The sequence below is a fragment of the Bradyrhizobium sp. WSM1417 genome, from assembly GCF_000515415.1.
Taxonomy (GTDB): Bacteria; Pseudomonadota; Alphaproteobacteria; order Rhizobiales; family Xanthobacteraceae; genus Bradyrhizobium.
In genome coordinates this window covers 5532646-5546909 of record NZ_KI911783.1, presented here as the reverse complement: position 1 = coordinate 5546909, position 14264 = coordinate 5532646, and the positions used below count along the sequence as shown (strand labels likewise).

The window sequence follows — 14264 nt, the reverse complement described above, 5'->3', positions numbered from 1 at the left end:
AATGGATTCGATGTACTTAAAATCAATCGCGCTGCAGAATTTCCGTTCGTTCGACACGGGCGAGGTGGAGCTTCAGAAGGATCTCACGGTATTCGTCGGCGAGAACAATGGAGGCAAGAGCAACGCCATTGACGCTATCCGACTTTTGACCCAGCCGCTCGGGGGACGTCGGGAGATTTACTGTGAGCCCACCGATGTACGTTTCCAAAGCCAAACTGGAGGCTTTGAGCTCGAAGCTGTCTTCGCCGATCTCAGTGCAGGCCAACAGGGGCGGCTGATCTCCGCAAGCACGGACACGACGCTTTCCGAAGCACGGTTCGGCCTACGTTATGGCGGCGGCCTCGGCGATCGACCGGGCCTTTGGGCAGGCAAGCCTGGCAACCAACCAGAGCCCGGCTGCCATGACATGATCCGGCATGTTTACTTGCCGCCTCTCCGCGACGCCAAGCGCGCGTTGGCCTCCGGAAATCCCACCCGTATCACAGCCCTCCTAAATCACTTTCTTGGGGATGTTTCGGCCTCGGACCTCGCGCGCGACTTAGCCCGACGCGCTGACCATGCCGTGCTCTCCAAGGTGGATCAGGCCGTTGGCAAGAGTCTAACAGCGTTGACTGCTGGTGTCCGGCCTCAGTCGGCCGCCCTAGGCTTCGCTGCGCAAGAAACTCTAATCGATATCGCGCGCGATCTAAGATTCAAGCTAGCCGACCACGGCGTCCATCCAGAAGATTTGCAATACTCAGGCCATGGTTACGCGAACCTTTTATTCATGGCGACTATCGCCGTTGAGTTAGAGAAGGTGCGCAATTCTGATCTGACTCTGTTTCTAGTGGAGGAGCCTGAAGCACATCTTCATCCGCAGCTTCAGGCGGCGGTTCTAGCATTCTTAAAGGATCAAGCTGTTCAGTCGGAAGTCGACACGCCTAAACATGGGCCGGCAGGTCAAGTGCAGGTTATCGTCGCCAGCCATTCGCCAAACCTGTCCGCCTGGGTTAGCAGCAAGCAGTTAGTGGTTTTCAAATCGGTTTTGCCTGCGCCCCCGACGATATCTGACGCCCTTAACGAAGAAGGGGCGCCGGCCGCTGCCGATGCGGCTGTCATTGAGACCGGGATCGCAAAGGGCACGGACGATCCAGCCGATTTTATCGAAGGGCTGGTGACGACTGCCGCCGCAGCCGCGCTTCGCCGATCGACCCGCTGCATCCCTCTCGCTCAGATAGAATTGAACGACCTCGAACGACGGAAGATCGATCGCTACCTCGACGTGACAAAGGCGGCCTTGCTGTTCGGCGGGCGCGTTCTCCTAATAGAGGGGATTGCGGAAGCCCTCCTGCTCCCAGTAATCGCTGAATACTTCACCCTCAAGGATAAGCCGGAGCAGTTACGCCTCTTTCGCTCAGCCGTATTTGTTCCGATTGATGGCGTCGACTTCAGTCCGTATGCCAACCTTCTGACACGCCCAATTAACGAGGCGCGCATCGCTGAGCGGGTCGTAATCATGACGGATGGTGACGGTATGACCGACCACGACGAGAATGAAGATAACGATCCAAGCGCTGACGAAAGCCGACCAACAGGTAGCAAGTTTTCCGTGGCGCACGAGGAAAGGATCATCCCCGGAGAGCGACGCAAGCGCGCATTGGATGCGCTCGCAATGGCAAATGGTGCATCTGAAATTATGGCCGCGATTACCTCGCGCTACTCGTTAGAAAGCGAACTACTTGAGGCTGGCAACGAAGCCATTCTCCGCGCCGCCTACCTGAGTATGCACCCTCGGTCCGGCAACAGGTGGGATAGGGCCGCAGCACTCGCAGGTGACGAGCGGGCGAGGGCCATCGGAGCGATCTTCAAAAATGCGCGCAAGGGCGACTTCGCCCAGAAGTTGGCCGATCTGATAGAGAAGAAATCCTTCGCATTCGTCGTGCCGGCCTACATCGAAAAGACCATCCGCGAGGTCGTGGCGTGACCGCTGGCGCCTTCCTGCCGACTAAGGAGCAACAGACGATCATTGGACACGAAGGCCATGCATTCGTGCGAGCATGCCCCGGCGCAGGGAAGACACGCACCATGGTCGAGCGCGCGCGACATCTTTTGTCAAACGCGGCTGACCGACGCGGCCTTGCCTTTCTTTCATTCACGAATGCGGCGGTCGAGGAGCTAGAAACGCGTTTGCGCAACTTCGGCATTCTGCCGTCGCCACTGTTTCCAAGCTTTGTTGGCACGTTTGATCGATTTCTCTGGCAGTTTTTCATCGCGCCATTCGGTGTGGACGGGTGCAACCAACTCCCAAGGCTCGTGCCAGACAAGTCCGATTGGGAGGTCAAGCCTTTCGACGCAGCGCACACGCTCAAACTAAAACATTTCGACAGGGCTACCGGCACACTGCTCGCTGATAAGGCAGCTGAGACAGGGTTTGCGCCCAAGCATGGACCAGCCGCGTGGGAGACGAGAGCGCGCAATATGATCGCCCGAGCGTTATCCAATGGACATCTAGATTTCGACGATGTCCGCGACAGCGTCGGTAAGCGCCTTGCCGACCGGACCTCCTCAGGCCGGCTGGGCGCGGCTCTCTGCGGTCGATTCCGCGAAATCGTCATTGATGAGGCTCAGGATTGCAATTCCACGGACCTAGAAATTGTCGAATGGTTGCGAGCCTCTGGCATTAACATCAAAGTCGTTTGCGATCCCAACCAAGCGATCTACGCGTTTCGGGGCGGCCTCACGGATGAGCTTATAAGGTTTGCGGAGAAGTTCGACGAAATCGATCAGCTGCAAATGAGCGGCAATTTCCGTTCGTCTCCCGCGATCTGCGCCGCTATATCGCAGCTGCGTCCACCCGCCTCGCGCGGTGCGGTTGACCAAGCGGTTGGGCAATATAAGAACGAGACTGCGCCAGTTTACATCCTGGCTTATGGCGGCACGAGCGTTCCTGCATCGATCGGCGCACGGTTCCAAAAGATCTCATCGGACCTCGGCATTCCGCCGGAGCAGGCACCAGTGCTGGCGGCTACCTGGGCCAGCGCGGGGAATGCGGTTGGACGGGCCGTGCCCGAGGCAGGTAATGATAAGTCCCTTCTTTTGGCCGAGGCCGTTATGGGCTTCCATTTCGCCTTCGCGGCGGGCAATCGCCGGGAAGCGCTTGCCCGCTTGCATCGAGCGATACTGCAAGTGCGGGGTGAAATCTCCAGCGCGGGAGCCTATTCAACTCACATGCTCAACAGCGGTCTTGATGATGGCCGCTGGCGTCCGGACGTTGTCGCCATAGGTCAGGCGTTGAAAGTTCTCGCCGGGGAGAGCGCTGAGGATTGGCTCAAGCGTGCTCGCGCTTTGCTGGGCTCTGATCTTGTCGGCTCCCCCAGCATTGGTCAGAGGCTGCGATACAATCAAAAGTTAACAGCCGTGCTCGCGGAGCCATCCCCAACTGCTCTTCCGGCCAAGGCGATTCATGCGGTCAAAGGCTTGGAGTTTCTGGCGGTCTGCGTCGTGCTCACCGTCAGAACGACAGGAGATATCTTGAATGTTCTGACCGGCGCGGAGATGGCCACTAAGCCCGTCGAAGAAGCTCGGAAAATCTACGTTGCTGCATCCCGTGCTGAGCGATTGTTGGCGATTGCTGCCCCCAACAGCCGTGCCCCTGCGTTGAAGGCGATCCTCGATGCGGGTGGCCACGCGGCGCAGATCGTATCGCTTTGAAATTTTGGAGCACATCTCTCTATGGCCTTATTCGTTGATGAAGCAGAGATGCACCAATGGCTGCGCGATTGCTTTGCAGGCGGTCAGGCTCTTGGCGACCTTATCGAAAATGCGGACGCGTTGAGCGGCGCAGCGCCTAGTGATCCTCGACAAAAGCGGGTTTTTGAGAGCTTCCGCTATAGCTTGGAATCTCTGTACGTTACCGAAGTCATTTCCGACGACGAGAACATCTCGTTGAAGCCGGGTGATGAGCTGTATCCTGATTTTCTGCTGTACGGTGCTGAGACCCAAAGCTTGATAATCGTTGAGTTAAAAAATTTGGCCGGTCCAACTAGACAGGCGGGCACGGAACTTGGAGCCTATGCTGCCGAGGTTCGCGCGTATCTGCCTTTCCTCTCGGATGGAGATACAATCAACGTCGTAATCTCCACCCAGTGGCCGGTGCTACTCAGGCACCACATTTTGCACGAAATTTTTTGGATGCAGAGGAACATCATCTGCTTAGAGCCCCTCGAACGTAACGGCAAACGGCGATTGCAGGTCAAATCGGTCGGCGACTTTGCCGACGCCGAAGCCGCGCTAGAAATAGGTGAACACTACATTGGTGGCTATCAGTTGTGTTTATACGACGATGAACTGCGCGGCGACCCTGCCGACAGAAACCGATTAGGCGCCTATAAAATACAAATGAAAGCGGCAATGCTTGCTCTTGCGAACAAGGGTAACGCACAGAAGGGGCACGGATTCGCGTTTCTTTGGAAGGACGAATGGACCGAAAGCCTCGCGCCATACAGCATTACTTTTGGCAATTTTGCGCCATTTCAATCGGCGGACCGCTTTCTCTTGGCTCTCTCCGAAGACGAGACACCTACAGAAATGCAAACCCGATGGATTAAGATAGTGAGTGAGTTTGACCCTCTAGGTCATGGCAACTCGCTTGATGAGATCAAGGAATTTGGTTGTAGTTTTTTAAGGCCGTTCTGCTCTCCGAGGGCCGAGGGATTTACCACTTGGGCTACGCTTAGGAAGACCATGCTTGATCGCGGCACTCCAATCGCGTTTCAAGGTTGGGGTACTTTTGAATCCGAGTTTTTCGAAGCCTTGAGGCGGAAGTACGAGGGAGGCGAGCTCGATACACCGCCAGATTGTCCGGGCTTGGGCCTAGAGGTTGTGGATCGACTAATCTCGCTGAATTATCCAAGGATTGATCTAACTTACTATTTTTACGATCCTAACGATGAAGAGGAATGAATAGTCAAGGCCGGCAATACCGCTAGCTGGGTGGGAGGAACCTTCATCTGTAGCCGTTTCGGCTAAGTTGCTGCATCTTGCGACAATCGAGAGTGAAACATATGCGACGATGAAAGCGACCTGTGAAGTCGTCGCGGAGTGGCAGGCCGGATTTAAGGCTTTGCGCTTGGCGCCAAACTGATCGTCGAATGAGGCTGGCCCGGAAGCTTGAATAGCAGGCGAGGTTGACGCTATTGCGCGCCAAGCCGCCGGTACAATCTCAAGAACCACTACCCGTTAGTAATGGCCAGCCAGCACGCGACTGCGCCGGTGATGATTCTGTCAACCAGGTTACAGCGGCGCTCCTGGTTGCGCACAATCGCTCAACAGCCCCCGCTGCTCGCTTTCAAGTTGGCGCATGAGCACGGCGAATCGGGGGTCGATCTGATGGGCTTCGACGCGAGGATCGTCCGCCCCGTTGATGGTCCAAGGTTAGTGATCGCGATCGGCCCACCGGCGCGGCTACCGTGCTCGCTGGGGGGGCGGCGGCGATCGCTGCCGCGCCCTCAGGTCATTACGCAATACTGCCGTCTATACTACCAAGCTGTCACAACTATTTATTCGGTCACGAACGGCTCTTCTCCACTTTGGCCGAAGCGCTTGACCCGGCTGGCGCAGTTCGAGCGTAGGAGACCGACACGCACCGACGATTGACGAACGATCCAATTACCGCTTTAGTAGAAATGCTTGTATGCGACTACCCATTGATCGAGCAGTCATATATCTGCCGTTGCAAATTGCCCCGCGTTTCAGACTAGGAGGCACAAAATGGCGACCTTTGATCAGCGAGGCCAAACAGTCACCTATCAGTACAATGGTGAGACGATTAATTTTTATGGCGTTGCGAACCGGGCAGAATTTGCGCAGCAAATCGACAACGCGTCTTCAGAACTGGCTCGCGCGCTATCTTTGAATGCGATCGATGCTGCGAGCGCGAATGATGCATTGGAGGCGATTAACGCAGCGTCTGCGAATGCGAGGTCTCAGGCCCCTGAAAAGGGCAGGATAGTTGGCTATTTGGAGAAAGCGGGAGACTTGGTCAAAGGCGCGGCGGCGTTAGGAGGGCTTTATCTAGCTCTTACTAAGGCCGCTGAAGTAGCGCAAAAACTTTTCTGACGGACTTTTTAGATGGCCAGCTTCCAGCAACAACATCAGAGTGTGCTCAATCAGTATAACGCGGAAACTATCAATTTATTTGTTGCACAGTCTGAAACACTCGCCAGAACCGAGTGGAGAGACCTCGAAGTACTTCCGTATACCGTGCGGGAGGACTCCGAGAAATTCAGAACCTGGTTGGCGTTGGACTGTTGTAGGGCGCTTCATGAGATATTCTCTCAAAACGGATATCGGCGCTTCAACGCTTTATATGAGCCGCGTGTTGCCCAGGGAGACGGCCAGACGTTCGCCCAATACCATCTAGTATGCCATGAGATTAGATTTCTAAACAACGTTCGGAAGCGAGCTTCGGATCGTATTATTTTGATGTCGAAAGCTCATGGAATGCCTCGTGAAGAAGCCGAAAAGGTTGCGATGGAGTACGAAATTGAAAGCCAAAGCTTCTTCAAGAATTGGACTATCAGTACCAAAATCGACTTTGATCGTCCGGGTGTATTTGAATTTGTTTATGATCCCGACTCGTCAAGTATGAACATTCGGACCCTCGATAGACTGTCACTTGATCCGAAGCACTATGAGCACGAGGTTCAAACTACTAGTGAGGTTCTCGCCTACATCGGGGCCGCCAGAGCGCTAGAGGTAGGCTTCATGGGGAACATCGAGGACACCTTAAAGCACTTCTCGTTGTTCAAAATAGCAGTCGAGATTCTCGATAAAACCGGGATCAAGCTGCAGAATCTTCGGATCAATTCGAAAGATTTTGAGGAATGGGACTATCGAAATCCCGCGATTGAAGCCGAACTATCAAGTATGAAGTCATAGCGGCAGCCGCCAGTTAAGCTCGTGATTACCCAGTTTCGCTATTAGATCTGCCCGCAGCCTCAGGCCGGCACGGGTTACGTTTGAGCCGTGCTTCAACCGCACAATAAACGCGGCGCAAGTGTACTTCGGGTGGATCACCCAGTCGGTTGGACGGGATCATACACTTGACGTTGAGCGACGCCCGCACGTTATTCTCGCGGCCAAACATAGTCTTCACCTGAGAAGGCAGGCGGGAGTTGGACCGATGAGAGCGGTGCTTCGCTCCGGCCGGGACGGAATGACACCCGTTCGATAACGACTTCGCGATCTTCAAGAGTGGGAATGATGGTGAGCACGCGCCCATAGTACTCGTGCTGGACTGCGGGGACGGGGATTGCCTTGCCGTCACGGCCGATGTCCGCCTGCCGAACAACTTCGTGCGGGGCTTCGTACTGAAACGTCGCCTTGTCCGTATCGCGGGGGGAGCCGGGGCAACGATAGACCCAGCACTTCCGCATCCCGCGTCGCTCGCCTGCCGGGCGGTCGGAACTCCTTCGATGAATTGCGTCGTATCCCAGGACGGTTTCGGCGACGGGATTGGACCGGAGCGCCGCATTCACGGCCGTCGTTTCGACGTCGAGCGCTTCGAGCTTTGCGAGCACTTCCGAAACTCGAGCAGCATGAAGGGCGTATTCCGCAAGCAGTTGGCCGGCTTCCTTGGTGTTCGCCCTTCGCGCGGCCTCTGCACGCTGGCGCAAAGCCTCATCAGCGGCTACCTTCGCGGTGGCTTCTTCAGCTGCAATCACGTTAGGAAGCTCGGCGGCCAGGTGATTGGCGCGGGCTTCAAGCCGCGCGATTGCACGCTTGATCGCTGCGGCGTCCACCTCTGCTTGCGCATGCTGGCTATCATTCATGACGGCAATGCCGGCAAGCACGCCCTCAAGTCGGGCGCTGTGTGCAGTGATTTCAGTTTCAGCCCGTTCGATCTCGGCGCGGATCGTTGCGGAGGTGATAGCAGTCTTGGGGGCGAAGAGTTTGGAGATGATATTCATTGGATTAGCCTCGATAATTCTGAAGAGCATCGGTCGCGCGGAGCCATTCCGAGTATGCGCGCGCCTCAAGATTGCAGGTGCCGAAGACATCGGCGCCCATGCCCAGCGCGGCCATTTTTCGCGCGTAGGTATGACGCTCTTTTGCGGCGGCGTAGGTCGCGGTCGCGTCTTGCACGGCGCGCATAATTTGCTCGCGGCGGGTCATGCGGCATCTCCACCGGTTGCGACCCAGACTTGAAGTTGATCGGCCGGATAAGCAGGTCGGTCACCGATCAACAAAAACGGGGGACCGTCGCCACGCTTGGCCAGATTGCGGAGGGTCTTCGCGCATCGGCCGATCTGTTTTGCGGCCTGGGTGCGCGAGAGAAAAACGTTAGACATGGGCATCCATCTGAAAAAATGGCCGGTGCATCTGGCTACCAAACGCACCGGCCAAGGCTGACGACCGGCGTTACTTGGTGTGGAGGAGAACCAAGCAACGGGATCAGTATGGGAAAATCAGGGGCGGCTGTCGGGACCGTTTCGGTATCCCTTACTTCGTTGAAGACGCCACTTCACTGCCGCGCTGTTGTTTCACGTTGTCGTTAGCGTGGCCCGCCATGCGCGCATCGTGGTCAACCAGAATGGCGGCGCGGTCCTCGGCCCGCATGCGGAGGAGCTTTTGCTCGACCCCAATATCGATCAGGGCAGCCCAGGTCTGCGGGACATTCATTCGCATCTTGAGGGCGAGCGCGATGAGTTCGCCTGCGAGTTCGGGGTCAAGCGCTTCGAGCGCGGCGACGGGGACGAGGCCGAACCCAAGCGTTGCTAGCACCGCCTCCAAACTCTCAAGACCGGCCCTGTTCTTTTTTCTCCAGGCCTTTAGCGTAGCATGTTGCACGCCGCTACGTTCGGCCACATCGAGGTAGCGCAGTTTTTGCCGCGCCATTTCTGCGAAGACGAGCTTCACATGCGGACCCACTCTCTCAGGCATAGTCACCGTGCGCGGGTTTCTCCGGCGCTTTCCGGAAGCCGGCGGAATTAGCGCGGTACGAAAATCTTGCGGATAAAGCGCGGGCTGCATTGGTGATCCTTGAGGGCGATTGAACAGCCCCCAAGATCGAGCGAAGGGCCATTCCGCTACAGCCCATTGCGGTATCCCTCTCCCGTTGCATCAGGTCACCGTCGCGAAGTCACTGGGGAACAACAACCATCCTCAATTTTTCTGCGCCTAGGAAAATGGCGAGGTCGCGCGTTTACCGCAATGGGGGCTCTCCTAAAAGGACCCAGAGTGTTAGAGATGTGTATGTCTTGAACTGATCCGGAGAACGGCGAGGTGTTGACAGCAAGCAAATGCGAAAGTCTTTGTACTTTCGGACAGTCATTCAGGAAGACCCCAGTTCCTCTTGGGGTCGTTGCGCCTGTTGTTAGTGTGTTCGTCGACGATCTCATGGTGACTGCCGTCAGACCCTGTCAACCAGCCGTGCCATCGTGTGGTTTTGCCACTGTTGGACCGTTGAGGCGACCAATGGTCTACGTAAGTCACTCCATTGAATAGAAGCGCATTGGTCCGCTTCCATTCTTTGCGTTGCTTTGAACCAGACGGATGAGGACACTGTTCGAGCCAATTTCGATAGGCGTCAAGTGGGCTCTTCGGATTGCGTCGACGTTCATCGCGTTTTGCCAGCCACTCCTGGTGTTCTGCCTCTTCGCGACGACGTTTTTCCGCGTCCTTGCGCTGAAGCTCTTTGAACTCGTCCGACTTGAAGTACTCCTTCAGCCATGGGTCGTCGGTTTCGAGGGAGTCAGGCTCGTCGTCAGAATCGATTTCAATGGGGTCTGGAGCCGGGATCTTGCCCGATTCCATCATCTCCTTCAGCCTTCTGTGGAATGACATGCCCTCGTAGCTGATCCTGACGCGTCGCCGCCGAGGATTGCGTAGCTGAGAGCTGTCGACGAGAAAGTTCCTGTCGATCCAGAACTTGACGGTCCGAGCCACCGTTCCACTGGACAACTTAAGTACACGTTCGATGTCGCCTAAACCTCCGCTTTGGTACTCAGCAAGCAGGAGGAATGTACGCAAGGTGTTAACGGTCGGACGGCCACCCAACTCGGTTCTAATCATTTCCAGGGCGTGAGCAGCTTTCTCGGAATCGACCGTCATCGGCAGAGCCAATATTCAGGCACCGATCACAACGAAAGGCTGCATCTCGGACTCCTCTTTGTCGGGGTCGTCCGTCGTGTAACTCGCGAGCATTCCCCCGCCATCGCCGAATGGAAGCGCTGAGGAAAGCGATGAAAAGCCTATTGGGTTCCGGGCGCCCCGATAGCGCACCCACCTCAGGAGCACTCCTTCTTCAGGAACCCCGCCAATCTCGATGATGTAGTCAACGTAGATTTTCGAGCCTATCTCAAAGAGTTTATCCCCGTCTGTGGGTAAGGCCGCAAACCGCTCTTTGCATTTTGCTTCAGCATCATCCGCCGAATGCGCCTGGATTAGGTACTCGAAGTGGTAATGCAGGGGCTCGGTATTGGAGGGGTTGTCGAATTGGCAATACACGAGATAGGTCTTCGTTGGCACTTCTCTCTCACTCTTTGTTCGTTGGACAAATCAAGCATCTGCGTGTCGCTAAGTAGAGTCGTGGTGCTATCGCAGTCAATCACTGTATCGACGGATACCTACTCAAATCGAGCTTGGTCTCTTATCCCTCAGTCTATGTTCCGATGAGGAACCTGCGTTCTGCGACCTAATCTGGGCGCGCACGTTGCGTTACCCGGCATTGACTTTCAGCAAAGCAAAAGAGATCTAGCCCGTCATCGCAGGAGGGACCTTAAGTCGTGACTAACAGCGAGGACAGCATCGGCGATGATCTGCGGTGGGTTGAGACACTTACACTCGTCATCAACGAGTTCAGAAATATTAGTTCCGACATCACCGCGAACCAGATGCTGGTTCTACTGCACGCTGGCGCGAAGCCGGGCATAACCCAGAAGGAGCTGTCGTCGGCTTGCGGGGTGGCAGACGGCACTATCTCGCGCATCTGCGCACTTATGTCCGACCGTGGACACCAAGGCCGCGAAGGACTGAACGTCCTGAGCATCGATCCAATTCCCGGAGACTACCGTTCCAAGGGGCAGAAGCTAATCGGTGCAGGCAAGAAGATGTACGGCAACGTTCGTGATCTGATGTCCTCGAAGTGAGGGGCACATTCAGACTGAATTTCATCATGACCGACAAGCTGCCTGGTTGATCGGACCCAGGAGTCCAGAGCCGCCATCGGCACGCCAAATGTCCGGCTCGTCTGGTGTCTGCTTGTCACTTAAGAGCGGCGGAGTAGGGAACAGTCCGGCACGGTTCAGAGCATCGTCGACAAACGCGTTTAGGCCAGAAGCAAACTGTCCCCGGTCCTGCGGCGGCACGAACATGAACACGGCCTGCAACGCCGCCGATGCAAGCCAAGCCGGCCGATACTTTCGTCGCGTTCACTTACTTACATCTCGTGGTAGCATCCACCTCTGATGGGGGAAGCGCATGCTCGAGCTGGACAAGGTCTTCGCAGACTACCTTCCAAATTCGGAGCAAGTCGTTGGCGGCGTCAAGATCAGACGAAAACTGACGTCCGGGAATGATCTTGAAGTCGATACTACGATCACCAAGGAATTGCCCAAGCTTATTGAGCAGCTTGTCTCGGACTCTGGAAGAGACGTCAATAAATATCGAATATACGGGTCTGTTGGCCAAATAAATTGGACCCTCGCCTACATCCCATGGGTCGCCATTCTACGGCGAGACATCTCGACGTCCACCGAGCGTGGGTACTACGTTGTCCTGCTATTTAGTCAGGACATGCAGAATTGCTTCCTCTCGCTCAATCAAGGCTTTACCCAATTTCGGAAGGCGTTTGGTGATACCATAGGCAACAAGAAAATCGCCCAGGTAGCTAGCTTGGCGATCGAGACGTTGCGGCCCCCCGCTGGACTAATTGCTGGTCGGCTCGACCTCCGTGCGACCAACACGCTCGGAAAAGGCTACGAAAATGGTGCGATCGTCAGTCGCCGCTATGGCGTCGGAGAAGAAATCTCGAGCGATAAATTCCGAAATGACCTCATTCAGCTCATGGACCTGTACGACGGGCTGGTAACGAAGCTAGGCTCTAATTTACTAGATCACCTCCAATCAATGTCCTCAGAAGAATATCAGGAGGCCGCCAACGAAATCGCAACGGAGCCATCAAGCAAATCATTGCCAGAAGGGGGATTGCCGCGTCCCCCCAAAGTCAACGGAATGCAGGCGGGCAAATATCAGCGCAACCCCGAGATGGCAGCGATCGCAATTCAATCCGCCAGCCATCAGTGCGAAATGGGACCTGGCCATACGACTTTCACCTCACGAAAGACCAAAAAGCCATTCGTTGAAGCCCACCACTTGATCCCAATGCAGTGCCAGGGCGACTTTGAGGTTAGCTTGGACGTTCCGGAAAACATTGTGGCGTTGTGCCCGGGATGCCATCGGAAGTTTCACCACGCGCGATTCGGTGACCTCAAATCGCAACTCGCGATATTATTCTCCGCGCGGAACGAGGCGCTGAGAACGCGGAGCATCGGCATAGAGCTCAATATGCTGAATAAGATCTATAAGAGCGACGTCGATGAGGATTGAGCTGCTGACCAAGGTGTAGCTTTGACGTCGGCTTTGGGTCAACAGCTGCAGGCCGTGCGGGCGTGGGCAGTCTTCCGCTTTGGCTTCACAAGCTGACTTCGTTGAGGCCCTAGCCGTCTGTAAGGGCAAAGTCCGGAGTGCTGATCTGGGGTACGACTCAGTCAGGGACCGGCGAGACGTCGGAAAACCGGATAATGAACTCTGGTGCCGTAAGAGAGCCTCTCATCGTGAGGCTGCCTTCCTTTACACAGTCCACGCTGCTGGGCCGAAATGACCCGGAAAACAGGACCCGACTCCCCACCGTCAAGGCCGAGGCCGTTGAAAATAGCGAGCTTGCTGGATCGATTAGAGTTTCGTCGCCAGTATCCGCCAGGACATTGTTCCAAGTTTTGACCACGATATCCTTTTCGATTAGAATTTCGAGGACGCCTTTACCGTCACTATTGGTGGAAAGCATTGTGACTTGTCCAACCCAATTACGAGCGGTGAGTGGGCGTAGAATGCTACAAAGATCCTTTGCCCGAAGCGGGCGAGCCGCGCCCCGTGCCATATCATTCGTTGCAGCCCTGTAAACTTCACGCGCCCTCTGGACGGCTGCGATAAATTGCCGCTCAGAGTCGGGCATGTCATTCGAACGCTTCTCTTGCTCAGCTGCAGTGGATGACGGGACCTCTTGCTTCGCTTTGGGCGGCGCAGGTGTTTGAAGCTTCCGTGACGACTCGGCTGCCGCCGCCGCCGCTAGGTCTTGATTGCGCACCGCCTCCTGGGCAGCCAGCTGGCTTCGAATATCTGCCAACTTTTGCTCTGCTTCTTGGCGAGCGCGCCGAGCTTCGTCGGCTTCTCTGCGCAACCGAGCAAGCTTCGGCGCCTCATCTTCAGCACGCCGTAGTGCCTCTTCTGCAGCTTCCCGGTCAAGCCTTGATCGCTCTTCTACTCGCCCGCGCTCTTGAAGGGCGCGCTCATCTGCGAGTCGCCGAGCCTCGGCGGCATCTTCTTTCTCCCGCTTCGCTTGAGCCTCCAGTCGGGCCTGCTCGCGTGACGCCTGGGTTTCTTGTCGCTTTCGGTCCTGAAGCGCACGTTCATCCGAGAGTCGCTGCGCCTCAACAGCAGCTTGTTTTTCACGCTCCGCCTGGGCCTCCATTTCGGCCTGCTCGCGGGAAGCCTGGGCTTCTGCGAGCTTGCGTCGCGCATCAGCCGCCTCTTTCGCAGAGTTCAATTGAGCGCGCGCGGGCTCAATGAGATTGCGCTTTAGGCGTGCGACCAGATCGGCCACCTTCGAGTCAACCGTTTGCGGCGTGCTGACACCATAGGGATATCGACGAGCACAGGCCAAGACCACCGAGCGATACTCTTCAACATCCTCGTCTGTCCAAGCCTCAGCGGCTTTGCCGAGGAAGCCCCGGTCTCCGGGTCGAATGTACCCTCCCAACAACATCAAACTGCCCGGCTGACAGCCGCCCTTCGATTCCAACCACGTTTGCACGTGGCCGGCGTTGGCAGACGAAACAAGGAGCGATAACATTGTTCCCAAGAGGAATTGTTTATTCTGAGAAAGCATCCGAATCCCTGCACTTGTGCGTGCATAGGGAAAACCCGATTCCTCGCGAGCCGTCAGTTAGACGAAAGGCCGAGGGGAACCACACCCACGCCTGACGAGCCACTCGTATGAGCCGCCA

Annotated in this window: 13 protein-coding genes; 7 read left to right on the top strand and 6 right to left on the bottom strand. The window is 56.1% G+C overall.

Annotated features, from left to right (window positions below):
- The first annotated feature begins 1 nt into the window (after nucleotide 1).
- The 5 genes from BRA1417_RS0127095 (at nucleotide 2) to BRA1417_RS0127070 (ending at nucleotide 6918) form a co-directional block, all read left to right on the top strand.
- Nucleotides 2-1963 (top strand): ATP-dependent endonuclease, encoded by a 1962-nt coding sequence (locus BRA1417_RS0127095; RefSeq protein WP_245286274.1) that lies wholly within the window; start codon nucleotides 2-4, stop codon nucleotides 1961-1963.
- Entirely contained in the window at nucleotides 1960-3690 is a 1731-nt protein-coding gene (locus BRA1417_RS0127090; RefSeq protein WP_084462298.1) for a UvrD-helicase domain-containing protein, read from the top strand. The genes BRA1417_RS0127095 and BRA1417_RS0127090 overlap by 4 nt, the downstream gene beginning before the upstream one ends.
- A gap of 21 nt (nucleotides 3691-3711) precedes the next feature.
- Nucleotides 3712-4941 carry a hypothetical protein gene (locus BRA1417_RS0127085; RefSeq protein ID WP_027518483.1) on the top strand — a complete coding sequence of 410 codons (1230 nt, stop codon included), beginning with the start codon at nucleotides 3712-3714 and terminating at the stop codon, nucleotides 4939-4941.
- Nucleotides 4942-5748: 807 nt separating this feature from the next.
- Entirely contained in the window at nucleotides 5749-6096 is a 348-nt protein-coding gene (locus BRA1417_RS0127075; protein WP_027518481.1) for a hypothetical protein, read from the top strand.
- A gap of 12 nt (nucleotides 6097-6108) precedes the next feature.
- Entirely contained in the window at nucleotides 6109-6918 is an 810-nt protein-coding gene (locus BRA1417_RS0127070; RefSeq protein WP_027518480.1) for a hypothetical protein, read from the top strand.
- A 188-nt stretch (nucleotides 6919-7106) separates the two neighbouring features.
- Here the strand turns inward: BRA1417_RS0127070 and BRA1417_RS0127065 are convergent, their stop codons facing one another.
- From BRA1417_RS0127065 to BRA1417_RS0127045, 5 genes are all read right to left on the bottom strand, one after another.
- Complete coding sequence (locus tag BRA1417_RS0127065; RefSeq protein ID WP_027518479.1) at nucleotides 7107-7949, bottom strand: hypothetical protein; 843 nt, start codon at nucleotides 7947-7949, stop codon at nucleotides 7107-7109.
- Nucleotides 7950-7953: 4 nt separating this feature from the next.
- A complete protein-coding gene (locus BRA1417_RS0127060; RefSeq protein ID WP_027518478.1) occupies nucleotides 7954-8154 on the bottom strand; it encodes a hypothetical protein in 201 nt (66 codons plus the stop codon).
- A gap of 327 nt (nucleotides 8155-8481) precedes the next feature.
- Entirely contained in the window at nucleotides 8482-9012 is a 531-nt protein-coding gene (locus tag BRA1417_RS40925) for a transposase (protein WP_156948939.1), read from the bottom strand.
- 297 nt (nucleotides 9013-9309) lie between these two features.
- Nucleotides 9310-10092, bottom strand: coding sequence for a hypothetical protein (locus tag BRA1417_RS0127050; RefSeq protein WP_027518477.1), 783 nt, complete (start codon nucleotides 10090-10092; stop codon nucleotides 9310-9312).
- A 15-nt stretch (nucleotides 10093-10107) separates the two neighbouring features.
- On the bottom strand, nucleotides 10108-10509 hold the full coding sequence (locus BRA1417_RS0127045; protein WP_027518476.1) for a hypothetical protein: 402 nt from the start codon (nucleotides 10507-10509) through the stop codon (nucleotides 10108-10110).
- A 257-nt stretch (nucleotides 10510-10766) separates the two neighbouring features.
- Here BRA1417_RS0127045 and BRA1417_RS40920 point away from each other — a divergent pair, with 257 nt between their 5' ends.
- A complete protein-coding gene (locus BRA1417_RS40920) occupies nucleotides 10767-11129 on the top strand; it encodes a helix-turn-helix domain-containing protein (protein WP_051448389.1) in 363 nt (120 codons plus the stop codon).
- Between the two features lie 331 nt (nucleotides 11130-11460).
- Nucleotides 11461-12588: an MrcB family domain-containing protein gene (locus tag BRA1417_RS0127035; protein ID WP_027518475.1), complete on the top strand. Its 1128-nt coding sequence runs from the start codon at nucleotides 11461-11463 to the stop codon at nucleotides 12586-12588.
- 157 nt (nucleotides 12589-12745) lie between these two features.
- On the opposite strand, the gene BRA1417_RS41835 is transcribed toward BRA1417_RS0127035, so the two are convergent.
- On the bottom strand, nucleotides 12746-14146 hold the full coding sequence (locus BRA1417_RS41835) for a hypothetical protein (protein WP_051448388.1): 1401 nt from the start codon (nucleotides 14144-14146) through the stop codon (nucleotides 12746-12748).
- Nucleotides 14147-14264: the final 118 nt, after the last annotated feature.

Coding starts and splice junctions, on each gene's coding strand:
- BRA1417_RS0127095 (WP_245286274.1), top strand. CDS start 2: ATGGATTCGATGTACTTAAAATCAATCGCGCTGCAGAATTTCCGTTCG.
- BRA1417_RS0127085 (WP_027518483.1), top strand. CDS start 3,712: ATGGCCTTATTCGTTGATGAAGCAGAGATGCACCAATGGCTGCGCGAT.
- BRA1417_RS0127075 (WP_027518481.1), top strand. CDS start 5,749: ATGGCGACCTTTGATCAGCGAGGCCAAACAGTCACCTATCAGTACAAT.
- BRA1417_RS0127070 (WP_027518480.1), top strand. CDS start 6,109: ATGGCCAGCTTCCAGCAACAACATCAGAGTGTGCTCAATCAGTATAAC.
- BRA1417_RS0127065 (WP_027518479.1), bottom strand. CDS start 7,949: ATGAATATCATCTCCAAACTCTTCGCCCCCAAGACTGCTATCACCTCC.
- BRA1417_RS0127060 (WP_027518478.1), bottom strand. CDS start 8,154: ATGACCCGCCGCGAGCAAATTATGCGCGCCGTGCAAGACGCGACCGCG.
- BRA1417_RS40925 (WP_156948939.1), bottom strand. CDS start 9,012: ATGCAGCCCGCGCTTTATCCGCAAGATTTTCGTACCGCGCTAATTCCG.
- BRA1417_RS0127050 (WP_027518477.1), bottom strand. CDS start 10,092: ATGACGGTCGATTCCGAGAAAGCTGCTCACGCCCTGGAAATGATTAGA.
- BRA1417_RS0127035 (WP_027518475.1), top strand. CDS start 11,461: ATGCTCGAGCTGGACAAGGTCTTCGCAGACTACCTTCCAAATTCGGAG.
- BRA1417_RS41835 (WP_051448388.1), bottom strand. CDS start 14,146: ATGCTTTCTCAGAATAAACAATTCCTCTTGGGAACAATGTTATCGCTC.